Below are 25,157 nucleotides of genomic sequence, written 5' to 3'. Positions count from 1 at the left end.
GCAGTTGCTACTAGTTTACGGCATTGCTACTTGCCAACAGCGGGTAACAGGATTATATTTTTTATCTCTCTTCCAAAATAGTAAAACATGACCAAAATTGCGCTTTATTTGGCCGGTGGTGGTGCTCGCGGAGCCTATCAGGCTGGAGCTCTCAAAGCAGTCAGTACAATTTTAAATTCAAAACACATTCCTTTTTACATGCTCACAGGTGCCAGTGTTGGTAGCATTAATACGGCTGTATTAGCTGAAAATGCACGGGATTTTCAAGCTGCGACTAATAAATTAAGTGAATTGTGGGGGGATATTACTTGTCCACAAATTTTTAAAACCAGCAATTATGCACTCAGTAAAACGGCTTTTCGTAATATGAATAGCATGTTTTTCAAGCGACGCTTACTCGGGCATATTCTTGATACCTCTCCATTACGTGGATTTCTTCGAAGTGTTATTAATTTTGGGGATGTAGAAGCTGCTGTGAAAAATAAACACTTGGAAGCAATCGAAATCATTAGTAACTGTTATGAAACGCAAAAAACCATTTCCTTTTATCAGCATTATGCCGAGGAGTTTGAGGGATGGAACCATCCCTTGCATATGAGTCAGCGAGTTAATCTTGAAATGGAATATTTTCTGGCCTCTACCGCTTTACCCTTATTTTTTCCACCTTCCAAAATAGATGGTTTTCATTATGGAGACGGGCATTTAGGGTTAGAGTCTCCTCTACGTGGGGCAATTCATTGTCAAGCCGATAAGATTTTAGTTATCGGTAATCGACAATTAAATAGAGGCGAACCAGAAAAGTTACGGAATGAAGACATTGATTTCTCACGTGTTTTAGGGGGAATGATCAATGGATTATTTTTAGACAATCTCGATCGTGATATTGAGATGATTAATCATATGAATAATATTGCAAGTTTGTTACCGGTGGAGAAAAAAGAGGACTCTCCCTGGCGGAGTGTTCAAATCTTGCATTTACGCCCAAGTGCTGATATAGCCTCGATAGCACAGGCCCATTACAATAGCATTCCAATATTATTACGCCTTTTACTTAATTTTCTTGGTGCTAAACGTCATTCTGGTGATCTGTTAAGTTTTCTTTTATTTGAAAGGGAGTTCACCCGCGAATTAATCAAACTGGGCTTTAACGACACAATGGCAGTAAGAGACTCTGTCTCAGCCTTTTTTGACGTCTAAAAATAAAGTAATGTAAGTCAGAAGTCAGATCATGGTCTGACTCTTCGCTTCAGTGGTAAAATTATTTGTCTCTTCTAATTGTTTAATGTCATGTATAGCTGTCTTTGCTGGTTTGAATATGCCAAGTTTAGATTCAAGGAGGAGTGTCGCTAGCTCCTTATGAAGCATTTGCTTTTTATCATGGAGACTGCTGCGAGCAATAATATTTATTTTTGCATCTTGAATTCGTTTGGCAGCTTCGTTGTCTTCAGGAAAAATAACTGGAAATTGACTAACAGTATCAAGATAAATTTTAGGTGACTGCCCGAACTTAATATATTCATCAGCAATCAGGGGATAGACCCAGAAATCTCTAAGATTAAAATGAAGGTGTTGCTTATTCTTTTGAAGCATTTCATCCACTTTTTCAAAATCACCATGCCGGGCATAGGAGAGCATTCGCTCTGCTGTTGATAGTTTCTGAGATATTTTAAATAAATCTTTTGAATCAATGATTACATCATGAACAACTGGTGCTAAACCCAGCTTCATTGCACATACATTGACAGCTCTGATATTCGCTGGTGAATAATAAGCGTGAGTAAAATTAACAAAAGTACCAAGGTCAACTTCATTTCCAGAATGAATAGCAGCAAATAAATCATGCGTGTATTTTCCAGTGTCATGCTTGATAACACTCCCTATCTTAAACTGCCAATCACCCTGTTTGTCCTTGAAAAAAAGAATATTTTCCCATCCAATAGCATCCAAAATAATATTAGTCTTTTGGTAAAAATCACGATAGTGATTTAAAAATTCAATCATTACCTCCCTAAGCTTGGGGTCACTCTCTAAACGTTGCAATATTGCTCCGATTCTTTCATCAATGAGCGCATAATCATCAAGACTAAAACCGGGTGTGAATTCGCCTTGATGTATAAGTATTTTATTAGCCTTGTCAAACAATAGCCGGTTGTGCTCTATGACATAAGGGTCGAGTTCGGCAGGCTCTATTTTGAAATCAAATTTTACCTTAGATTTGAAACATGTTTCGTAGGGAACAATTGATAGGGCCGCAAGTTGAGGTTCTGTTCCAGAAACCAACACGGACAGGGTAGTATGCCGTTCCCGAATACATCGTTGTTTCCCTTCTCTATCAAAGCACTCATATAAAACAGCGTATTTTTTTTCTAACTTCTCAAGTTCGTTGGGATTGGGATTTTGTTTCATTAATTTAATGACGAAAGGCGCCTCTGCGAATCGATAAAGTATATGTGTTCCACCCTCAGCAATACGTTCAGCCTGCGTTAAATCAATCGCACCAGACTCGGTTTGGGGAAGCGAGGTATTATTAATGACTATTTCTTCAGGTGTCGTTAATTTAATTGATTTAAACATTTCAATTTCTCTTTTAATCTTGAAACCCAAATTATATTTAAATGAAATAGGCAAATTTTCATCAATAATAAAATTTACACATTATTTTCAATGAATGCAGAAGAGATAGGCTTCCCAACAAAAATTACGATAGTTAATAAGAGTCAATTACATTAGTGAAGATTCTATTACACTTGCATTTTTATATTGCCTCACAGACAATCCTCCACGAAAAGTTTAATAGCACATGAGGTGAATTGTGAAAGAAAAGATTCTTAAAAAATTGCAAAAAATTCATAGTTTAAAAACTGAAGTAACAAAGAGAGTATGGAACAATGCTCATCCTGTAAGGGAGATAGATGAGGACAAATTTGATAAGAAAGGGGAAGCTCTTACTGAGAGTGTAATTAAACAACGCATAAAATTATTAGCTGAAAGGCTTATGAAGGAATATCCTACTTCTAATCCAGTCTTGGTCAGTTTAATGGATGGTGCTCTTCCTTTTGCCAGTCTTTTACAACAGGAATTAAACGCGCGCGGTTACCAATATTCCTATACAGCAATGCAAGCAAGTAGTTATGGGGATGAAATGACTTCTGGCGAGTTGAAAATTGGTTCGATGCCTAAGATTCCCCTTGGTGGTCGAACAGTTTTTGTAGTGGATGATGTTTGTGATACAGGAAAAACTTATTTAAAAATCAGAGAGTTGCTTCAAAACCAAGGTGCTTTGAAGGTTGCTTTGGTGGTTTTGGTTGATAAAGTACAGAAAAGAGTAGGTAATTATCGACCTGAATATGTTGGATTTGAAGTACCAGCCGATGCGTTTATTGTAGGTATGGGGCTAGATTACTATGGTGAATTACGTAATGAGTTTGAAATTCGAGCCGTAGATGTAAACTTTTTACCTTCTCCAGCAGAAAAGGAACAGCTGGATAAAGAGAAATCTCTCAATGCGGAATTAGTTAAATTAATTGCTTTGGAAAAAGAAGCAAAGCCAGGCAGCAGCAACCTGACAATATTTGGTTTGAATAAAGATGGATTGAATAAAGAAAGTTTACCCTCGCATACTGCTCAGCCATTACCTGAGCCGGAAGATTCGTATACTTTCCAATAGCGACTATAATCTATTCTCAGCTATCCGGAAAATTTCGGATAGCCTCCAATTTGTCACGGGTATGGCTTGGCGAGTTTACTCACTTGAAATCCTATGAAAAAATAGTGAGCCATTTAAAAAAAGTGGGAATTTCATGCAGAAAGGTTTTATGTTAATCGCTGTTTTATTTATTTTGATGGCAAATATTTTAGGAGCCTTTGGTACTCATACTCTAAAAGGAAAAGTAGATGTATCCTTTCTAAATACTTTTCAAACTGGTGTTCAGTATCATTTTTATCATAGCTTGGCACTTTTAGCCCTTTCCATTTTAATGTTTCATGTAAAAAATCAATGGCTAAATGCTGCTGGAATAGGATTTATCCTGGGATGTATTCTATTTTCAGGGAGTCTCTATGCTTTGAGTATTACTGGTTTAAGAGGCTTAGGTATGATTACTCCTTGCGGCGGTCTGGCCTTTATCATGGGGTGGTTACTATTGTTCATCGGTATTTGCAAAGTAAAATTTTAGATTTATCTATCAGGAGGGGTAATGGATATATCTTGACCATGTGTCAATGGTGAAGCTTGATAGTTAGTACATCGCTTCACGTGAATGGTTTTCTCGGCAGAGACATTACAACGTATCTGATACCCCGTATGGTTATATATAATCAAAGTGGCCTCACCTGGCAGATCACCTTCAATATGTACATTGTAATTGTCTGGATTAGGAATATCATGAACCATATCAACTATACAGTGACTCAATTGAGAGCCAGTCTGATGTTGTACTTCATAGCAATATCGCATCACTTGAATTGTTGAATCTAAAACAATCTTAGGATCAACTGCTATAGCCATTGCATTAGCAGCGAAGGTAAAACTTACTATAGAGCCAAAAATCACTTTGTAGAAAGACATGTTTCCCTGCTTAAATTTGTTTTAACATAATTATAGATATTGGTTATTGCATTTCCAGTTAGTGATTAAATTATCGAAGGCAAAAGGAAACATAAACTTGATCCATTTATTCTGTCACGAATTGATTTTCTACCTATAATAATACCTATCATCTATTGCCGAAATTAGTGTATGGGTAAGCAAAAACTAATTCTGTTTATCATAATTCTAGCGATGTTACGCCTGTTCTTTATTTTTTTTGTACCTCCTCAAGCAGGGTTAACACCAGTTGATCCGAATCAGATTGGTTATATTGGCCTATTGAAAAACCCGATTATTCAATTACTGTTTTGCTTAAGTTTAATTATTATGCTTTTTGGCTTTCACTTGATATTACCTAACTTTAATCTCTTTATTTTTGTTTTGATTATCGGATTGGTTTGTATTTCCATTGGTATTTTGTGGATCCACTGGGGATACATTCATTCAGAGTTTGGTTCGTTAATGTCAATGTTAATGTATGAAGCCTATAATCCTCGTTCAGCTCCGCAACTTGGTTATTATCAGTGGAAGTATTCACTGAATCCCGCTAAAGTCACGGTTGGTTTGTTAATACTTCCAATTCTTCTTCCTTTATTCTATTTTGTAAGGCTAATTCGGAATAAAAAAAGATAAGTCGCATTAAAATTACAAAATTACAGGAGAACACATGCGCACAGCATTCATCGGCTTGGATTACATTATTGATATTATGCACCCTCAGGGAAAAATTGCTCGCTGCGCTGCACAAGCTACGCAACGAGATGTAATTACCAAAACCAATCGCGCATTGGAGATAATCGCCCAAAAAAATTGGTTAAAAATTCTTGTGAAAGTAGGTTTTAGTGCTAATTATATTGAACAGCCAAAGGAGTCGCCAATGTTTGGTAAGGCCAATGAATTAGGAGCATTAAAACTGGGTTCAGAAGGAACAAATTTTCATCCCGATTTAAATACAGCGGACTGTCTGGTTATTACAAAGCCGAGAGTGAGTGCATTTCATGGAACGAATCTTGACGTCGTGCTTCGAGCTAATAAAATTGAGCGTTTATTAATTGGCGGTGTGAGTACTGCTTGGGCTGTGCAAAGTACGGTACGCGCTGCTCATGATTGTGACTATCAGGTGTGTATTATTGAGGATATATGCGCTGCTGCCGATGAGCAAGAGCATCAAACCTCAATTGATTTAATGAGTAGAATCGCAAAAATAGTAACCGTAGAGGATTTAAAACATTGGTAATGCGAGTTTTTCCTAAAGATCTTAAATGGATAAAAAATGAAATTAGGGGCAATTTATTGCTTCGTGGCATATTAGTACTATTACCCTTTGCCTATCTTTTCTGGCTTACAGAAAACTATTCCTGGTTACAAATATCTGTTCTGAGTATATCCATTTTAATTGTCGAAGAAAAACTCAAGCTAACTGTTCTAGGGATTTTACTTCATTGGCTGGGAATTGTTGTTCTCTTTAATTTGCTATTTCTTACACAGTTTCAGCCTTTTCTTTTCGTCGTAATTTGTACAATATCAGCAACAGCGATTATATGGATCACCACTCAAGGTGAGCAATTACGAACACTAGGGAATTGGACATTTATTCCTGCAATTATTCTTTCAATAGAATTAGCCGCCGAAATGAAGTTTGGGCTGCTTGAAGAAAGCAAAATCATCTTTCCCTTTTTAGTGATGGCTTTATTACCCACACTATGCCTCGGTTTATATGAACAAATTAGAGCCATACAAAGAGAAGGGCATTTTAATATGTTGCAGTTATCCTATTTATCGGATTTTGGAGAAAAGAAAAGTAATTTAGAGGCTATGTTTGCTATGGCATTAGGTATTACCATTTCTGCTTGCCTTGTAGAATATTTACCTATGGAAAATGGACAGTGGATGATTTGGGGAGTTGCCAGCGTTATAACCGGGAATAGAGAAACATCACCCAAAAAATTCAACCAACGCTTGATTGGCGTGTCAATTGGAGTTCCTCTAGGCATCCTCTTTGGTGAGTATGTCATACCTTCGACTCCTTTCGATTTAACAATAGTGACGCTCTTTCTTCTATTAACACTTGTTGCCTTCCGGCGATATGTGGTTGCTTATACCTTTCGATGTTTTTTCGTTGGGACGGTTGTTATGCTGTTGACCCATTCACGAACAATAGCTTTTGAGAGATTTTCTCATGTGGTTGCTGGGGGAATAATTGGCTTGCTTTCCATGGTTTTATCACGCTTTGTGTTAAAAAAAATGAGATTAATTTCATAAGATTGAAAGCCTGGGAAATTGGGTGCTCACCAGGGCGAGGACCCAATTTGTTCAGATGCATACTAGTTTAGCGTAAGTTCTTCTGCGACAGGGGTAGGGTTATCGAGACATTTAGGTCTAAAAAATCTCATAAAACCTGTAGGTTGTACTTTTTCAGACACGGGTCTTGGCGGTATTAATGATTCTTCTTGAACTAAACTTGCTTCGTATCGTAATAGCTCGCTGGTACTGAAAAACCGCTGTGTTTGATAGCGGGATTTTTTTGCTTCTGATTGCTTGAATTGTTCAAGGGTAGCTTCTGACGTGCGGAGTTCATCTTCACAAGCTTCGATAAGTGTTTTGCTGGTTTCTTGAAGGTATTGATTGAGTTTGTGCTTAGCTTTTGTTTCCAGCAAGGATATCACTTCCGTTGTTTTCGATGTAAATTTTGGAATGAGGTTAGCTAGGCTCTCCAGACACTCTCTTTCTTCATCTGCAATGGCTCCTAAATTTTTTGCTGGCTCCGTAAGTTTATTTTCAAGAAGAGAAATTTCAGCTTTAGTGCTAAGAACTTGAACGTTTAGCTTAAGTTTATCCAATATACCGCTTTCGGGTGATTTTAATTGTTCATTAAGATGTTGCAGGTTTTTTTCTTCAGTTATAATTTTCTGTTTTCTATCCTCTAGCGTTCTTTCAGCAACAGTTTTTCGTTCGCGAATTATTCTAAGTTTTTCATTTAAACCAGCTTGTTCTTTAAATAATTCATCGAAAAGAGGCTGGAAATCCTTTCCTAATGGTTTATCTTCCTGAGAATTCCAATCAAACTGCTGGAATTGTTTAAGTCGCATATAAAGAGATTTGACCGACTCAGGCAATTGGTTGGCAAACGAGATATCTAAACCTTCACTCCAGTTCTTATCTAACAAGGCTTTTAATTGAAAAAGTTTCTCAAACTCCATTCGTTTTCCTACAGAAAGCGACTCCGTTACTTTTAAGTCTGATAGATTAAGAAGAGCTTCTTTATGACCCTCCAAAAATGCTTTTTGGAGAGAAGCAGCAGATTGTTCTTTCTCAAGTGTTGGTAAATAGGAGGACTGATAACCTGTAAAGCCTTGTTGTAGAGAGGCATTTTCGACTTGTATCTCAATATAAGTTTGAATGCCATCACATCCACTTTGGATACGAACTTGTTCAGGAGCTACGTTCAATAAAGTGGCAAGCTGAGAAGCTTTGCGGGTGAATAAGCTATCTTCCAGGTTTTGTTTTAACCCTTGATCTGAGTTGGTTAGGGCATCAACGGATTGAGTTAGTTGTGCCTTTAACGTTTTAAGGGCACTGCGATAGGGTTGGTAGGCACTGTAAGTGCTGTAGCGCTCAACTTTCTCAAGTAATTCTGTAATGAGATGAATTTCATTTTTACCCTCTTCACTAATTTTTGCGAGGCTATTTTTAAGATGTTCCCAGACGAGATCATCTTTGCTGAAAGAACTGGAAGTCTTTTCCAGGCAATTACGAAATTGGCTTAGATGATAGGCGGAAACTACTGTGTCATGGCAATTCTCGCGAAATGCACGTTCGCAATGAGGGCTAATTTCTAAGGATTCAATAGCCGTTAATGCAGTATTAATAACATCGCGAGGCGAATGATGCCTGATAGAAAAAAGGTATTTATCCTGCAATTTCACGCGATGTTCTTGCAGTGCTTTATAAAGCGCTTGAATACTGGTCTGATCTTGAGGAGAGCGACTTACCTCCTCAGCCAGTGAATAAATTGCCAGAGCCGCTTCTTTGGCTACAGTACGTTCTAAAAATGCGTGTATAGGTTGAGGAGATCGTTTTACCCATTCGAATTCGTTAAGAAGATGATCCGCCAGCATTTTCATTATGTTATCGTTATAACTGGTTTGTAATTCACTTAATTCTTCATCGGCAGGAAGTCCTGATTGTTCATAAAGTTTGGTAAAACTAAGAATTAATCCTTGTATTTTAAACTTATCAACTAAGGACATACCAGCCAGAGTCTCACTGTAGGCAAAGATCAACGGTTTTATCTTTTCCAGAACAATTTGAATCGTAGCCGCATCAGCCTCATTCAATTTGGTTTGGTACAATTGAATGATTGATTGCGTTATTTGTTGCGTATCTGCAATTCTTAATGCTTTATTTTTTTGCTGAATAACTTTCTCGGCAAGGGTGACGAGTATCTTGGGTAGAAAAGACGAGGCTTTATTCTTGTCTGCTGAGTTAAGCTTTTTAACAGCTTCCGGATATAGAGCGCAAAGCTCTCCTATTAAATAAGGAAGAAGTTGTTTGCTTTGAGCCAATTGCAAGTTAGTTTTTTCTTCTTCATCGGGGGTAGTATATTCGAGAACTGCTCCTGCTTTGTCTAGAATAATCGTTTCTAAATTTTGATGTATTAAAGCTTTGGCAGCTTCTTTAAAGGGTAAGCATTTTTCTTGTAATGCGCTTTGAATATTTAATTCATTAGCGAGATCTAATTGTTTTAAATAACTGATCCTCAGGCTTTGTTGAGGAGTAACGGTAGCTGCTTTTTGTGCCTTAGCCACCCATTTTTCTTCTTTGGCTGCATCCCAAATTTTGCAGATAGCTTTTTGAAACTCAGCAATACTGGACTCAAGAGTCTCTCTGGTAATACTTGTTTCCTGGGCATGAGTAAGCTCGCTTAGAAGTGTTTCACGCCATTGATACAACTCATGAGATAAATTGGTATCAGTTGGGTAGAGCTCTAATAATAAGTTTTCCCAAGCACGAATTTGCTGCATTAGCGTTTGCTGAGCTTGATCAATCGCTTGCGTGTAGAGTCTATCCAACGTTGCTTGCAATTTGATTTCAGTTTGCAAGGTTTCAATCGTTTGTTGAGATCGACGTTGACGAAAGCTGGGAAAAATAAAGTCGATTAACCTGGTAAACCAACTCTCAGGTGCTGGAACTTGATAAATTGGCAGCCATTGACCAGGCTTTCCATTTCGTGCTGCACGCCCGGCAATTTGAGTAGTCATTCTTTTACTGTCGGTATAGGTTTGAATTACGAATAAACCTTGAGGATGATTACCAGGATTAATGTCAATACCTCTTGCCAGCATTGCTGTGCCAATGGTTATTGTATTGGCTCGGCCTGCTTGTTTAATAATACGCTCAAGCTCTTCGGAACTTTCTTTACCTGTAACAATTTGAATTTTGAAGCCAGCTTTTTTGTACTCCTCAAAACTTTGTCCAATGGTCTGAGCATCATCAAAATCCTCACTAACGATGAGAATTGGTTGTGTTTGTGTTTGTCTCCATTTTTCCTCTGCATCTTTAGCTTCAAGGATAAACGCTTCTTTCTCTTCTACCGTTTGTTTTGAAATATCAGGCTCAAACTCTAACTTAGGTTTTTGAACAGGGCGTTTAACACCGTCAATGGCTCGATGTATGGCCGCGATGGTTTCCTCGCGAGAATAAGTGAAAACAGGATCATGTTTTGTGCGATTATCTCCTGCATAAGGAGCCACACCAATTGCTTGCGTACCAAGTTGCGTCGCTAAATATTGCAATTCAACACGGTCGCCTGGCGTTCCAGAAATCCCGACTAAATGCCCTCCAGTACTTTTATAAAACTGCACGATACCACGAGCGGATTGGCTTGCGAGAACGGGTGGGTCTGCGTCAATAACAACATAATGTGCCTGATCTTTATTTTCAGCAATTAATCGAGCTTGAAGAGCTTGCTGAACACCATCGGTAAAAATACATCCGGTTTTAGGAGTGCTTCGAATTAGCGGAATACAAACAATTTTCTTGGTTACTTCTTGACCTGTTTCATCCTTTTCTTTAATGGGACGAACAATAAAATGTTTCTTCTCAATAAGTTTTGCAGCTTTACAACTGGCATTAATCCACTGTTTTAATTGAGTATTGCTGGTTGCCATAATAAAATTTTGTTTCGCAGCATCGCCATTAAATTTTTCAGCAATTTCCTTATTAACATACAGCCGAAATTGCTCTAAATCTTCTTCCTCATCCCAAACTTTTCCTTTCGTTGCATTGAGATTGCGAAACGCAGGAAGATTAATAAATTGATAGGCAATTGGATAAATCCATTTCGCAGGGTTATCTTCAACTTCAGTAAGTGCATTTTCTGCGACCAATTTATAAAGAGTTGTTTGATCAAGTAACGCATCATCACATTCATCCAGGACAAGATGAATCGGGGCATCATTTTGAGGTAATGCTTCCGGTTTGGCTTCTTTTGCTGCTAAGCGGAAAAGCGCCATGTCTTCTAATGTAGAACAGTTAATGCCATTGAGTTGGTAATCTTTAGGATGACTGTTATCCTGAATCAGCGCCGATGGAATATCTAAGAATTTAAAGAAAGGCTCGCAGCTATTTTCATAATCTCGGCCCAGCAATGTTCTATTTGCAGTACATACATCAACAGTTCCACCGGATGCCCACTGTAATACGGCAAGTAGGGGGGTGATTAAACTTTTACCTTCCCCGGTTTTGATACGCATGAGTAAATTAGCTGATGGCGCATGTAGAGATAGAAGCAGCATAAGCATTTGCGTACTGTTGGGAAATAATCCTGTGGTGCGAAAATAGATTTCTCTTAAGTTAGCCAGAAGCTCTAAATGGGTTACTTCAATTTGATCTTCTGGGACATTTTGAGTACGTAACTGAAAGAGTAGCTCCTTGGCACGTTCTTTTAAGTCGTGACGTGAGCGTGCTGTTAATTTTTTCAGTTCCGAATAATCATTTGGATTCAAAGGATCCGTGTAGCCTAGTGTTTCTATGTAAGTTAGTTGTCTTGCGAGTTGACATTGAAGGGTATAAGGAAGTTCAATGCCGTGCATTAGATCTTTTAGACTTAACAAAGCATTTTCAATTCTATTGGTTGCAAAATGTTCTGCCAGAGGTCGTGCTTCCCCTGTTTTTGCAAAGGGGTTTGTATCAAAGCTTGAACAATAGGCTTGGAGTTTTTCCGAACCATGGGCTTGTAAAACGGAGTTTAGAGCCTGTGCAATAGGATAGGGTGGTGTGGCAAATAAATCCACGACTTGATCCAGATCACCAGATCGGCGTCCTAATCCCTTAGTTATATCAAGTAAAGCAGGTAAATTAACGCTGTCATCTTTTTTACTATTGGCGAGTCCCGTTAGTATCGTAATAACTTTTTCGCGATTTTTCTGTTCTATCCCAGCAAGTTGGCTGATAATACTTGTGTAGGCATTTAAATCTCTGCCAAGTTTGTTATTATCAAGAGAAACACGTTTCAAGAGTGCAGTACAAAGCGATGCTTGTGCAGTATTTTGAGTTAAGAAAGACTGCGTTTGTTGTATCAAACTTTGTATTTGATCTGAGGAATCTGTATCTGCTGTACGGCCTAAAATCTGAATAATTTGCTTAAGAAGTAATGTTTTTGTCTGTTCATCAAAATTGAATTTCTTTAATTCATTTAAGGTCTCCAGGGGGAAAAGATTCTGGCTCCTTAAGTTGTGACTCATGCTCATTTTAAAGAACATGACTTGAGATTCTGGTTCAAGATCTGATAACGCAAATAGAGGAGTCAAACCGCTTAATGCGCGATCGATGGCTGAAGGATCAGCGGTAGGATTATCTTCTAATACCTGAGTAGTAAGTTTTAAATATAGATCAAGCGATCCGGAGTTCGCTCGCAGAAGATTATTTATAAGCGTTTGTTTTTGTGCATAGTTTAATCGAGCCAGGGTACCCGTGCTCAGTTGTTTATAGATGGTTAAAAATTGTTGCGGCGCTTTTCCTTTAAGATCAATGAGAAAATTAAGATAACTAACAATCGCTTCTATTGTCGTTTTATAGTTTTGTAAGGCTTGATTAGAGGGTTGATCTTCATCAAGATTTTTGGCTGCATCAAGAATGGTATTTTCGAACGTGGGATCTTGTGTGTTAAGTTGATGCAAAGTCTTTGTAAGAGCGGGCAGTACTTTTTTCTCTACTAATTCTTCTTTAAAGAGGAAGGTAAGCGAGTGAGTATCATTCAATGCTGCAAGCCAATTGAGACAAGTTTGGGCATCCAGGTCTGTCACAGCATTTCTATTTTGTTCATCATTAAAATAGGCATGTATTTCCTCATTAATGAGGCCATACAATTTGGATAGAAGGGCGGCAAATACTGTTCCTGTCGTCGTGTCCTTTTCTTTTCTTTTTCCGGTAAGAATGTAGCTTAAGAGAAACTCTCCTTTGGCTTGTCCTATTAAACCTACGTTGTAGTTTGCCTCAAGTAATTTGGGTTGTTGTTGTTCAAAAAATCTGAACTTTTCGAGTATGTCTTCAAATTTGGGATTTGGAGTTTGCAGAAGAAGAACTAGCTCATGCAAAGCATCAAAAAGAGGCCATAATTCTCGGTTAAGTTGCTCTTTTAATTGTTGCGGCACAAGCTTGCTTTGAAGATTTTTTTCCAGAGCAGCTTTTAATTTATCTATCCTCAGTACACTACTGCGTTTTTTTACTGCATCAACAAGTGCTTCAACAATAAGATCATCAAGTTTTGATATATCGCCATTACCAAAAACACAGCCAGGGACCAGATTTTTTTCAATAATGGATTCTTTCAACCATTTTTCTTGCGCCTCAGGTGTTGTAAAAGCAGGAGGTATGGTGTCGGTTGAATCTGCGAGTCTGGTGAATAGCTCTTGAATTTGTTGAAAAGTCGGCAATGTTTGGGATTTTGAAACATTGATTTTACCTAAGAGGCTCAGCAACGTACTGGCGTACGTTTCATCTTTTTTGGTTTTCAAATCCTTGATTGCGGCAGTTAGATCATCGATATTCGTTTGAATAAGTTCAGGTTCACCGAGTGTCGCTAATAACCGGATTGTATCCGTGCTTAAATTAGTTCGATTATGTTGCAGCAGCGTAGTAAAAGAGACAAGTGTTTCTAAAGTATTTCCATTGTTTGTACTTGTTTTTTGTATGCGTTCTTGTAGCGTGTTAATTAATTCAGGTCCCTCATTTTCCAGAGCAGAGAAAAGAGGAGCAAGAATATCATTTTTAAAATCTTTCGTTGGGAAATGTGCTTTGAGTTCAATGCATTGTGCGATGAGTGCTTGTACTTGAATAAGTGAAAGACCTGGTTTAAACCGAAAGCAGAATGAAAGTGCTTTTAATAAGTGAGCACGGTCATTTTCATCAAGGGGTTGAAGCAAATTGATACAGCTTTTTAGCGTTTTCCGCCAGTTTTCAGCGGTAAAAGTTGCTTCTCCCGCAAACGTGCAGCTTAAAATGAACAATAATTGATTTTTTTGCAAAGCGCCCCACGTTGACTGGGTTTGGATCTCATCGAATTGGGCCTGGATATCGGTTAACCTGATTTCAGTTTTCCAATGTTGCCCCATGTATCGAAATAACCAAGGCTTCAGTTCCGATACATCTTTGTCGAGAAGAGAGCCTATTATTTCAGGATGGATTTTTGCGTCTTCATGGCTTTCGATTTTCATGCAGGCAGCTACTTGCTTAAAACGCTCCTGTTTAGGCGCTTGTACCATGGCGTAATGTACACCTGTTGCTCCCCAATTCAGGGGATCTGCTAAGGCTAAACATTGTTCTTGAGGGTTTTGAGCATGCTCTAAAACATCTAAAACACGATTTAAAGTAATTAAAATATGTCCCTTATGAGTAATTGGACATGAATTTGGGAGAGTAAGGTTTTTTTCTATTATGCGAGGAAGGAATATCTGAGTATAAGCTTCAAAAAAAACGTTGAAATTAAAGCGAGACTGCTCATTTTGGAGATGTGCTATTGCAAGCTTATTCCACCACTCTCTCTGTTCTGCTGGTAATTGCAGAAGTTTTTGCAAATTTTTGATCCCTCGTGGGTTTAAAAAAGCATCTTGTGCCTCAGGATCGTTAAGAAATTCAATACTTAAATTTTTGCTTATACAATTCTTCAGAAGTTTTATAAATAATTTGGTATGTGCTTCGCCACCAAGAATAAAGAGCTTTGAAAGTAGAGGTATTATAAACTCTGAATCTGTTGGCTTGAGTGAGCTAAGAAGACTTGTAATTTCTTTGGCTTGTGTTGGCAGGGTAGTGATTAGTGCCGTCTTCTGTGAAACCTTATCCTGAGTATCCAGCAACTGTATAAGCGTATTTTTTTCTACAGTTGGCAATAATACTTGAGCCTCGTCAACAGTGGGCATAGGCAAAGGCATCCCCTTTTCAAGCACTGGGGCTAAGGCGGAAGGAAGTCTTTGTGGAGTATTTGTGTAGCACAATGCTTGCTTTTCTTTGTCAATGTAAAAGCCTTTGGGTAGATTTCCTGGAACGATACCATCTATAAAAAACTCAGGATATTCCTTAATTTTTTGTGCTGCAGTGTCTTGTAATTTTTGAATACCCAAAATGGAAAGTTGATTGGCAAGGACAGGAAGCTCAGGAAGCTCAATTGGAATTAAGTCAAGATTTGGTGTTACCACTACCTCAATGTGTGCACTCTGGGGACGATGGGAACCATTAACCTGTTTAGGCAGAGAGAAACTTTTTTGAATTTGGATATTAGCACGTACCGTTGAGGTAGATGTGCCTAAGGCCTGCTTTAAAGGATTGATTTTAGGCTCAGTGGAAGTGCTTAATATAGTTTCGGCAGTGCTATTAAGTACGGAGCGACGTGCGGTAAAAGAAAGAATATTACTGTTAAATTCAGAGGTTGGTAATTTAAAAATAAAAAGACGTTTGCGTTTTTCCTGGACAAAGGCTAATAGGCTAGCTATATCGTTTTCTTGAATCTGTAGGGGATCGAGCTTCACTTCAATGGGATTATAGTTTATTTCCGTTTCATACGAAGCGACCAAGTTTTCCAGGAGAGTTTGAATGTAAGCATTCTCTGAGTAAGCCGGCACTGAGGTACTCCTTATGTTTAATAAAGTGAGTAAAGCATCTTGTTATTTACGGTTATTTCAATCACTATCCAGAAAAAAGCTCATAGAAGCATAATAAAAAAAACGAATAGTTTAAATACTTTGTGTAAAATAAAAAATCACACAAGAATATCATAAATTTCAAAGAAAGTGTTTTGATTCTTAAAAATTCACTTAGATTAGATGGATTGCTTTAAAAAGTCCTTCTAATTATGTTAATCATGATCTAACAAATAATAACGCGCCTTAATTCAAATTGGTGGATAACTCTTTTTAAATCAAAAGCATGGGTTACTCTTATGCAAAGACTGTTCTAAATATACGCAGTTTCCTTAAGCATCTCTTAATATGTCGGTGATAAAATCGCCATTCATTTTTAGCAATAATCATTTTGCATATTTTTTTATCTGGAGTTTGGGATGTTACCTTCTAATGAAATGCATGAAAAATTAACTGAACATAAGGCTATCCAAGAGATGCTGGATACGGAGTTTAGCTATAATAAGGCATTAGCACGCTTATTAGCAGCACAAGAATTGATGCCAGAACATGAGCTTTTTACTCAATTAAAAATTTTTCTTCCTCAATTAAAAACCATTTCCGAAAAGCTTTTGGAAAATGTGTCTAAGTCTTTACATGAAGGAAATAGCGTCACTGAAAGCAATCAACTAAAAATGCAGCGCATTCAATTATTAAAGGCATTTTTTACACTTTATCAAAATTATGCAAAGTGGTATGAAGCCTATGCAAAAGAACTGGCAATCAATCCCTCACAGTTTACAGAATTAGATAAATATCTCTCTACCAGTCATGCAAGTAAACTTGGTCTTTCTGATTATCTGATTCAGCCCTTTCAACGTGGACCACGTTATTTTATGCTAGTTAATGCTGCGATTGATTATAATCATAAACTGCCAAATGAGGATCTTACTAAACTTTCTGATGAGAATATTGCTGATCTTCTCAAGGCAAAAGAAATCATTCAGGAATACATGCTGGCAGCAAATTCTTCGATGAGCAAAAAGCAGGTAGTGAAAGAATATCAATTTGGTGATTACACCCGAGCAGCTCTTGGTTTTCTTAGTGATTATTATCAAGAAAGTAAAACCCCGGAAGTACCATCTTCATCCGTGAAAAGTCAAAATCACACCAAACCTCAACCAGAAACTCAAGAAGGTTATAAGTTCGGTAACTTATCCAGGTCTCTATGGGCGTCCATATGGAACAAGCCTGCTCTTACGGAGGAAGAAATAAAAGTAAATGTTCAAGAAGAGGCTACATCTTCAGTATTGCCTATTTCTAAAGGAGAAACTTCTGATGATGATGATGGATTGGATGGATTTACCGTCATTCCTAATTAAAATCAATTATCTGACGGGAGTTAAGGATAATCTTGGCGACGCTCCACGCGTAAACCTTCCACTATTATCGTAATATAGTGGAAGATTTGCTGTAGAATTTAAAAAAGGCAACAGGAGTGATTTGCCTCATCAGGTGCAAGCTCAGGCTCATTAGGATATGCATTTAGTTGTTTGATGCATTTATCAATTTCTTGAAGCTGTTTGCCTGCTATAAATCGATTATCAACATAGGCACTGTATGCTGTAATCGTTAGTGTCAAGGCAGAAAGTAAGGTCATCCCTATTCCCAAAAGCATTATACTAAAGGGGGCGGTAGCAAGGGCCGCACCAAAAAGAAGAATTCCAGCGCCGCTAATAGTAGCTATTATTGAATTTGTTACCAAGTTAAGATAGGCAAATGCTTTATAAGAGGCCTGATCTTCTTGAATTTCTCTTTCTAATGTAGCAAAAGCGCTTCCCAATGAATGAGAAAATAACGAAGCATTAAAGCGCTCATCATTTACTGCATTATTTATCGCTCTTGTAATGATTTCATCCAATGCCTTAACATTCTGGGAACCTGTAATTGTTTTCAATTGGTGAAGACTGGCGGCGACTCTGGATGCATGGGTTTTTAAATTGAGCAGCGCTTGATATTTTTTCTTGTCCCAAGATGATGTTTGCTCATTTAAAAGTTTTTGTTGAAGATTTTCTTCATAGGACGTAGAAGAAAAGCGAGGGAGATAAATTCTTGAATAAAACATTTTAATTCACCAATTTGTTTAAAAACGCTGCATTCTATCACAAATAAAATAATTTTGGGGCTATAGAATAAAAACACTATGTTACAAGAATGCGTCTAGTAAATGAGATAATTATCAGGACAATCAGGCTTATCTGTATTTTTTTTATCTGAAGGTAAGTTAAAAAATCTAGGTAAGGGAGCCAAGGCTGAAGGAAAAGAGGTTTTTGAAAATAAACGTGCTGTTTCAAACGAAGGCATTAGCCAAATCGAAAGAAGTCTTTTCCTGACAGAAGGATAATGCTCACCATGGATAGTTCTAATATGCCATAAAATATTAGTCACCTGACTAAACATTTTTGGATCTTCAGCTGCTTTTGTCAGATAGGTTATCCCGTCTTGTAAACGCTTTTCTCGAGATTTTATATTATCTTCTGGGAGGTTAATATCTACTAATAATCCAGTTAGTAACAGTCCCGTGATGAGATGGCCATGAGAAGAGTTCATCTTTTCCAAATTCTTTATGTAGACCTCTAAAGAAACTTCGTCTACTGGCGTAGGTAGATGAATACGTTCTCGCAGTGCAACATAGGCAAAAGTATCTTGTTCTAATCTCGCTTTTACAGCATTGCACATTAAAATGATATTGATTTGCTGTTGTTTTTCAATAGGTAAACTTCGGACATCTCCATTATCTAATGTGGTTATTGCTGATGCGGCTAATGTTTCACAAAAGGTTTCCCATTGACAGGGAGATAACATATTCAAGCCGGAAATTGATATATTAAGTGTTGTTATCCTGGATTTGACGATTAGACTTTTAAATAATTCCCATTGATGTTTTGTAAGGTGATGGAGTTCTTTGCTACTGAAACCAAGTGTTGTGACTTTAGAATTTACAAATATATTTTCAAAAGCTATCCATTGTTCAGGACCAAAAAAATGAAAGGAATTATCTGAAAAATCAATCCTGGTAATGTTTGAGTGTCTGAGAATTCGGGCATAGGTTTGCCATTGAGATGGACTAAGTATACCTAAAGAATTTGTACTTAGTGTTAGTGCTGTGATCTTGGATTCTATAATCGTATTTTCGAAATCTGATAAGCATTCATCTGTTATAAGACATAAGCTGTTATTGGCTAGAGTTAGTGAAGTAATTTTTGATTTTTTAAGGATATTATTTAGTTTTCTCCATTCTTCAACGGAGAATGCATGTAAATTATTATTTGATAAATCGAGTGAAGTTATTTTGGATATTATTAACGCATTCTCCAAAAGCTCCCATTGCAGTGGAGTAAAAGTATTTAAATTACTATGAGCTAAAGAAAGAGTGGTTAAATTCGAGTGCGCAAGTAAATCTGTAAAAATTTTCCATTGAGCAGGTGTAAATTTATTGATATTTTGACTAAAGTGGAGCGTTGTGACCCTTGATCTTGTTAATAGTTCACTCAACATCCGCAATGATTCAATATTGGAGTCAGTCAGGTTCATATTGTCAAGATGGAGTACGGTGATATTTGAGGTGAATAAGAAATTTTCAAAAGTTTGCCATTGAGCCTTATTAAACAGGGTAAAAAAACTTCCGGCTAAGATAAGTTCGAAAATTGTCGTGTGTTTAAGAGAAACTCCTAAAGTCAGTAAATTCTCAGGAGTAAGTTCATCAAAATTTTTTTGTATTGATAATGTAGTTAGGTTTGAATTTGTTAATGTGTCGCCAAGAAATTTCCATTGAGTATGGCCAAATTTTTTTAAAGTCTCAGCTTGAATATCGACTATTTGTAGGTTGGATTGTGCAAGTGTCTCAGATAAAACTTTCCATTGTGACTCATTAAATGTAAGACAATTAGCATCTAAAAAAATAAAACCAAATTTATGACTCATTACCCAATTAATAAGACTAGCCAGTGAAAAATTATGCTTTAAATTAGGACAATGAATTGGGGTGGAATCACAAACTGTTGCAATAATAACTTGTTTGGCTATTGATCTCTCCTCTTTCCCTGGGAGCTGATTCAATAAAGTAACTAACATTGTATTGTTCTGATCCGGGTCGGATATAAAAAATGCGTGAATTAATTCTTCGAGTGCTTTCTCATCGCCTCTTTTTGACAAATAATCACGAATTAGTTGAGCAACTATTGAATAATTAACCATTGCGGCGGCCATAAATGAGCAGATTGGTCTTATTATACACATTTGAGGGGTGGCAAAATATAGTCGAAGTGAATCCTGTTACTATCTTTCTTTTATGAAATTATCAGATGGCCTATTTGCCTTACAAATAAGTAGAGACATTTCGCCACCTGAATTATAAAATGGCGTTTTAAATAATAATTGATAAGAAGGACCATTTGGATGTATCAATTTAAATCAAGCCGTGCAAAATTTAGTGCTACCGGGGCAATTTTTTTGTCAAAATAAAGGAGATAGATTATGTTGGTAGGACTTTTAGCAGGAACGGTTATCGCAACCAAGTACATCATCGCGCTTGTTGTCGGTGGAGGTGTTGCTGGCGCTGGGATTGGTGCTAGTACGGTTCATCTTTTACACAAAAACCAAAAACCAGATGTTATTGATCTAGAGCGTTTGTCACGACAACAGGCGCGTGAAGATTCCCTGGATGAATTACTTAAGGATACAGAAAACTTTTTGGAAATTACCTTTCATGATTTAAAAACTAACTCAGAAGAAATGTCCTCAACTGTAGTCCTCTTAAAAGAAGCATTTACCCAGGTTTTTCAAAAAACAGAAGAACTAAGTCAAATTACTCACACAATTAAAGAGAGTGAGAAAAAAAGACTTGAAGAACTGGAGCAAACACACGCACAATTATTATTGGAAATAAGCACTCTAAATAACAAACTTAGTGAAGCAGAAAAAAATCGTGAAATACTTACTGGTAAATTACTTGAAGTAGGTGAGCAATCACAAGGTTCGGCATTGAAACTCATTGAGGCTAAAAAGCAATTAGAGGAACTGCGTTTAATTTATGACGCAAAAAAGGTTGAATTGAAAAAACTAGCTGATGAATGTAAAGAATTAAGAGATGCAAATAAACTGTTAGAAAAGCAGTTTAATGATGCTGTGGGGTTGTTGCAAAAGAAACAACAAAGCGAAACTCCGAATAATAAAAAAACCAATCAAGAGGATACAAAAGTATCTTACTCCAATGGTTTTTTTTAATAAGAACAAATAATTTCTAAGTAAAAGGAAGTGCGATGCCAACCAGTACTCTAAAAGCAGCTGAAATAATACTTGATATTGAGGAAGTTAAAAAAAATGCTTTCGATTCAATTGCTCATTTACAAAAGCAACAACAAAGAATTTCATTATTTAAAGCAGACTTGGACCTCCTTCTCCAACGCTATAAATCCTATAAAAGTTTAATTGGAAAAATTGCTGACTGGTATCAGGAGCAATCCCTCTGGCGTCAAGCTATATTAGGTGTATTGGCCCTTGCAGCGGCAACTTTAGTCGGTGTTTTAGTAAGCATGTTGGTTACTTATACCCTTTTGCTTATGGGGGGTGTTGCAGTCTACTTACTAAAAGATCATTACGATACGGAGCAGCAAAGAGCAGAAGCATTTTGTAATGATGTTTTGAAGATGGAAGAGGATTTAGCGCAATCGGTAAAATCATTAAATGAAATAGAAGATAGACTCCTTAATATGTTTCAACTCTTGGCAAAGAAGAGTGAGGAATATGCTGCTTCAATCGAAGACCTTAAAGAAAAAATACAATATCTCCAAGAGCAAATTGAATTTTTCGATAAGACGCTGAAAAAGTTGCAGGAAATTAACGAGTTTATTCTCGCTGATACCAAGGAAGTCCATACCTCAGGTAAATTGATTAGAGAGCAGCTTTCTCACTTATACCGAAAATTTGCTAATTTAGAGGTAGAAGATGAGGCTTACTCCAGACTCCAACGTATACAGACTTTGCTGCAAGAAGGTGAGAACTCACTGGAACAACTTATTGATCAAGTAAGGGGAGAACTATTAACAGCAGAGGTTGGTGAGCAGGAAAAATTATCTTCTGATAATCAGGAAGCAATAGCTCAAACAAAGAAAGTAATTGATAAGAATCAAGCCATTCTTGATACTTTACTAAAAGGCGAGATAGAAACAGAGGCTAAAAAATTAACAGGAGGACGAGATAGGCTTTTTAGCGAAAAACCTGTATTACACGCAGAGCAAAAAATTGATACAAACTGTACTATTTAATAATCTTATCGAATTAACCAAACTACAAACTATTTAGTTTTATGCTATTCAGGAAGAAAGATGATGAAAGGGAATTTATTAATAGGATTTATGGCTGCAATGTCTTTTGCGAATATGTCGCACGCTGATTTTACTTTTCATTCTAATGTTGCAAATGTATGCAAATATCTTGCTGGACATTGGTCCGGAAAAGGTAAAGCGTCCAGTTGGCTTATAGGGGATTGTTTATATCATGGCGCGGGGGTGATAAGTGAAGTAGATAATGATGGCCATTTTACTGTGGAAGTGAAAGCAGACAAGGATTCAGGAAGCTTTTTTTGTCCTAAGCATTCTACCAAACAACTCACCGGAATTTGCACAAATGGTGTTGCTACGATTATGACTGAATACGGCAATTTACAGGGAAATTTTTCGCAAAATGCAGGCAGTGCAAAAGGTACTTTAACTGTTGCTCCTGGAATAAATGCGGAGATAACTATTGAATTCCAACGGTTAGGTTAACTGCAGCTTAAAGATTGCCGAATTCACCTGTAGCAAAATATGAAAAAAAATTTAAGTGCTTTGAGTTTATTATGGATTTCAATTACTAGCATCGTCGGTTCTGGTTGGTTATTTGGTTCTTTATATTCAGCGCATTTTGCTGGCCCTGCCGCAATTATATCCTGGCCTCTTGCGGGTTTTTTGCTTCTATTTGTTGCCTTATCCTATGCGGAAATAGGAACGATGTTTCCGCAGTCAGATAGCTTGACCTGCTTACCACTATACACGCATGGACGCTTGGCTAGCATCATTATGAGCACCTTAGCATGGTTTTCTCTGGCTATTTTACCTGTGATTGAAACACAAGGTGTCATTCAATACGCTAGTAACTATATTCCCGGTTTGGTAATACATCATGGTGTCCATTATGGTAATACACTGTTAGGCTATTTATTAGCCTTAACCTTCTTAATTAGTTTTGTTCTTCTTAACTATTTTGGTATTAGTTTATTCGCACGTATTAATGCATTGTTTACTATTTGGAAAATAGTGATCCCCAGCTTAACAATTATTGCTTTATTTCTCACAAGTTATCAGGCTAAAAATTTCTCACAATTTGGTGGTTTTATGCCCTACGGTTGGCAGGGGGTTATGGCCGCAATGTCTAGTGGCGGTGTGCTTTTTTCATTATTAGGATTTAGACAAGTCATTATTATGATGAGTGAAATTGAAAAGCCAGGAAAGTACGTTCCTATAATTTTAATTAGCTCATTGTTGCTTACCACTGTTCTCTATACTTGCTTGCAATGGTGCTTCATCGGTAGTGTGGCGTCCCAAAATCTTATGGGCGGATGGACGAATTTGTCGTTTACAGGTGATGCAGGACCGTTTGCCGCACTAGCTACATTCGCAGGGCTAATCTGGTTGAGTGTTTTACTATATATCGATGCGTTTATATCACCTTATTCAACGGGGTTGGTTTATTCGACAACTGCAGCTCATATGTTGACAAGTATGGACTCCCTGACTCATGCTAAAATGCTCTCAAAGCAAAATAAGTATCAGGTTCCATGGGTTAGTTTGTGTGTTAATTTTTTATTGGCTGCTACGATGTTAATAATACTGCATGGTTGGCAAGAAATGTCAGCATTTTTAGTAGCAATTTTAATGACCAGCTATGCTATGGGGCCAATTTGTCTGATATCTTTACGTAAACAAATCCCTGATTTTCCAAGACCTTTTAAATTGCACTTTAGTAGTTTGATTGCATTTATAGGATTTTATATATGTACGATGGGGGTTTATTGGGCTGGTTTACAGAGCGTAAAAAAGTTACTAGTTATTATTTTTCTAGGTTTGGGATCCTCCTATTTTTACTGTTTGATAAGAAAAAGTCATCGAATGCTTGATGCCAAGCATGCATTTTGGTTTTTATTTTATCTTTTGGGTTTGGGGGTTTTTTCTTATCTCGGGAATTATGGTGGAAAGCATTTTCTGCCACAATATTGGGATTTATTGTATTTGTTGATATTTAGCCTACTTGTTTTTTATCTTGCAATTATATCCAGAAAGCCAGGTGTCTATACACAAGCTATGATTTCGCAAAAATAAGATTATTTCTATTAGCATGAGCATATTGCCTAGCGTCAACGGTTTTATATCGATGACGCTAGGCAAACAATTATCTCCAGCAACGTAATTGACCAGCTCCATTATACCAACAGTCTGGGCGACCCGGTGCAGGGGTTGCATTAGGACCAGGGTGGTTAGGTACACATCTACCAAAAGCAGTCATATGATATCCGAATCCGCAGCCCTGAGCGGCATTTGTAATGGATGAATAACATATTCCAAAAGTTAAAAGTCCACCAATAACTAGAGGGGCTATTAATCTTGAAATGCTTATAGAATGTGTCTTCATGACAATCTCCATAGAGTTATTTTTTTACCACACACTAAGTATAGAGTTTAATTTTTATTTTGCTTAAAATTTAACCTGCATTTCAGAATGATGATACAAGAAAAAAATGTCCCTAATAATGAATAGATTAGATAGAATAGGGACATACATGTGATTGTGATTTACAAGCTAATATTAATGATGGCCGTGAGAAAATCCACCGCTATCATGACCATGATGATGTCCGCCAGTATATCCACCGTCATGACCATGATGATGTCCACCAGTATATCCACCGTCATGACTATGATGATGTCCGCCAGTATATCCACCATCGTGACCATGGTGATGTCCACCTGTATGAACATCAATATGATTGGATGTACCAAAAAAATAGGGTTGATAAGCGGGGCGATAATTGCTTGTATAGTAGGACGATCTTGTACACGAATTACCAAAACAGAAAGGTAGTACACAAATAGCACCAATAAATAGTAAAAGTGCAGCGATAGGTAACACTGGAGCAGCTGTAGTGGCTACGACCGCTCCGGTTGTTAGGGCAGGAGCTAGAGTAGTCGTTGTTGTTGCAATAGCTCCTAAGGCTATTACTGCAGCCGCAGCTAAGGCCTCCATACATTTTAAAATAAAGCTATAATCAATCTTCGCTAAATCTATTAATTTTGAAGCCATTAGTTCACTCCCAAGTATTAAAATCTAAAAAAGGTTAATCTTCGTTTTCAAAATGAAAT

At 37.3% G+C, this 25,157-nt stretch carries 18 protein-coding genes; 11 read left to right on the top strand and 7 right to left on the bottom strand.

Features of this window, described 5'->3' with window-relative positions:
• The first annotated feature begins 87 nt into the window (after positions 1 to 87).
• Positions 88 to 1,197, top strand: coding sequence for a patatin-like phospholipase family protein (locus PXX05_RS07345; RefSeq protein WP_275090416.1), 1,110 nt, complete (start codon positions 88 to 90; stop codon positions 1,195 to 1,197).
• Positions 1,198 to 1,221: 24 nt separating this feature from the next.
• On the opposite strand, the gene PXX05_RS07340 is transcribed toward PXX05_RS07345, so the two are convergent.
• The gene (locus PXX05_RS07340; RefSeq protein ID WP_275090415.1) at positions 1,222 to 2,574 is read right to left on the bottom strand and encodes a hypothetical protein; all 1,353 of its coding nucleotides are present in this window, start codon (positions 2,572 to 2,574) and stop codon (positions 1,222 to 1,224) included.
• A 238-nt stretch (positions 2,575 to 2,812) separates the two neighbouring features.
• Between PXX05_RS07340 and PXX05_RS07335 the strand changes: the two genes are divergently transcribed.
• The gene (locus PXX05_RS07335) at positions 2,813 to 3,667 is read left to right on the top strand and encodes a phosphoribosyltransferase (RefSeq protein WP_275090414.1); all 855 of its coding nucleotides are present in this window, start codon (positions 2,813 to 2,815) and stop codon (positions 3,665 to 3,667) included.
• A 133-nt stretch (positions 3,668 to 3,800) separates the two neighbouring features.
• Positions 3,801 to 4,175 carry a DUF423 domain-containing protein gene (locus PXX05_RS07330; protein ID WP_275090413.1) on the top strand — a complete coding sequence of 125 codons (375 nt, stop codon included), beginning with the start codon at positions 3,801 to 3,803 and terminating at the stop codon, positions 4,173 to 4,175.
• A gap of 2 nt (positions 4,176 to 4,177) precedes the next feature.
• On the opposite strand, the gene PXX05_RS07325 is transcribed toward PXX05_RS07330, so the two are convergent.
• Complete coding sequence (locus PXX05_RS07325) at positions 4,178 to 4,567, bottom strand: hypothetical protein (protein ID WP_275090412.1); 390 nt, start codon at positions 4,565 to 4,567, stop codon at positions 4,178 to 4,180.
• A gap of 171 nt (positions 4,568 to 4,738) precedes the next feature.
• On the opposite strand from PXX05_RS07325, the gene PXX05_RS07320 reads away from it, so the two are divergent.
• The 3 genes from PXX05_RS07320 to PXX05_RS07310 are packed head-to-tail and all read left to right on the top strand — an operon-like array spanning position 4,739 to position 6,850.
• Entirely contained in the window at positions 4,739 to 5,221 is a 483-nt protein-coding gene (locus PXX05_RS07320; protein ID WP_275090411.1) for a hypothetical protein, read from the top strand.
• Positions 5,222 to 5,255: 34 nt separating this feature from the next.
• On the top strand, positions 5,256 to 5,825 hold the full coding sequence (locus PXX05_RS07315) for a cysteine hydrolase family protein (protein WP_275090410.1): 570 nt from the start codon (positions 5,256 to 5,258) through the stop codon (positions 5,823 to 5,825).
• Complete coding sequence (locus tag PXX05_RS07310) at positions 5,825 to 6,850, top strand: FUSC family protein (protein ID WP_275090409.1); 1,026 nt, start codon at positions 5,825 to 5,827, stop codon at positions 6,848 to 6,850. The genes PXX05_RS07315 and PXX05_RS07310 overlap by 1 nt, the downstream gene beginning before the upstream one ends.
• A gap of 62 nt (positions 6,851 to 6,912) precedes the next feature.
• Here PXX05_RS07310 and PXX05_RS07305 read toward each other — a convergent pair whose 3' ends face one another.
• Entirely contained in the window at positions 6,913 to 15,705 is an 8,793-nt protein-coding gene (locus PXX05_RS07305; protein WP_275090408.1) for a preprotein translocase subunit SecA, read from the bottom strand.
• A gap of 437 nt (positions 15,706 to 16,142) precedes the next feature.
• Between PXX05_RS07305 and PXX05_RS07300 the strand changes: the two genes are divergently transcribed.
• Positions 16,143 to 17,084, top strand: a complete 942-nt coding sequence (locus tag PXX05_RS07300; RefSeq protein WP_275090407.1) for a RhoGEF domain-containing protein — start codon at positions 16,143 to 16,145, stop codon at positions 17,082 to 17,084.
• 98 nt (positions 17,085 to 17,182) lie between these two features.
• Here PXX05_RS07300 and PXX05_RS07295 read toward each other — a convergent pair whose 3' ends face one another.
• Together PXX05_RS07295 and PXX05_RS07290 are read right to left on the bottom strand one after the other, a co-directional pair.
• Positions 17,183 to 17,827, bottom strand: a complete 645-nt coding sequence (locus tag PXX05_RS07295; protein ID WP_275090406.1) for a hypothetical protein — start codon at positions 17,825 to 17,827, stop codon at positions 17,183 to 17,185.
• Between the two features lie 95 nt (positions 17,828 to 17,922).
• Entirely contained in the window at positions 17,923 to 19,971 is a 2,049-nt protein-coding gene (locus PXX05_RS07290) for a leucine-rich repeat domain-containing protein (RefSeq protein ID WP_275090405.1), read from the bottom strand.
• 267 nt (positions 19,972 to 20,238) lie between these two features.
• On the opposite strand from PXX05_RS07290, the gene PXX05_RS07285 reads away from it, so the two are divergent.
• The 4 genes from PXX05_RS07285 to PXX05_RS07270 are packed head-to-tail and all read left to right on the top strand — an operon-like array spanning position 20,239 to position 24,119.
• Entirely contained in the window at positions 20,239 to 20,988 is a 750-nt protein-coding gene (locus PXX05_RS07285) for a hypothetical protein (protein ID WP_275090404.1), read from the top strand.
• 35 nt (positions 20,989 to 21,023) lie between these two features.
• Complete coding sequence (locus tag PXX05_RS07280; RefSeq protein WP_275090403.1) at positions 21,024 to 22,028, top strand: hypothetical protein; 1,005 nt, start codon at positions 21,024 to 21,026, stop codon at positions 22,026 to 22,028.
• A 60-nt stretch (positions 22,029 to 22,088) separates the two neighbouring features.
• Complete coding sequence (locus PXX05_RS07275) at positions 22,089 to 22,529, top strand: hypothetical protein (protein WP_275090402.1); 441 nt, start codon at positions 22,089 to 22,091, stop codon at positions 22,527 to 22,529.
• Between the two features lie 39 nt (positions 22,530 to 22,568).
• Positions 22,569 to 24,119 (top strand): APC family permease, encoded by a 1,551-nt coding sequence (locus PXX05_RS07270; protein ID WP_275090401.1) that lies wholly within the window; start codon positions 22,569 to 22,571, stop codon positions 24,117 to 24,119.
• A gap of 70 nt (positions 24,120 to 24,189) precedes the next feature.
• Here PXX05_RS07270 and PXX05_RS07265 read toward each other — a convergent pair whose 3' ends face one another.
• A complete protein-coding gene (locus PXX05_RS07265) occupies positions 24,190 to 24,429 on the bottom strand; it encodes a GCG_CRPN prefix-to-repeats domain-containing protein (protein WP_275090400.1) in 240 nt (79 codons plus the stop codon).
• Positions 24,430 to 24,603: 174 nt separating this feature from the next.
• Entirely contained in the window at positions 24,604 to 25,098 is a 495-nt protein-coding gene (locus tag PXX05_RS07260) for a hypothetical protein (RefSeq protein ID WP_275090399.1), read from the bottom strand.
• Between the last annotated feature and the right edge of the window lie 59 nt (positions 25,099 to 25,157).

Source organism: Legionella cardiaca, from assembly GCF_029026145.1.
Lineage (GTDB): Bacteria > Pseudomonadota > Gammaproteobacteria > Legionellales > Legionellaceae > Tatlockia > Tatlockia cardiaca.
The sequence above is the reverse complement of the archived record's forward strand: the minus strand, read 5'-3'. Positions and strand labels throughout refer to the sequence as shown.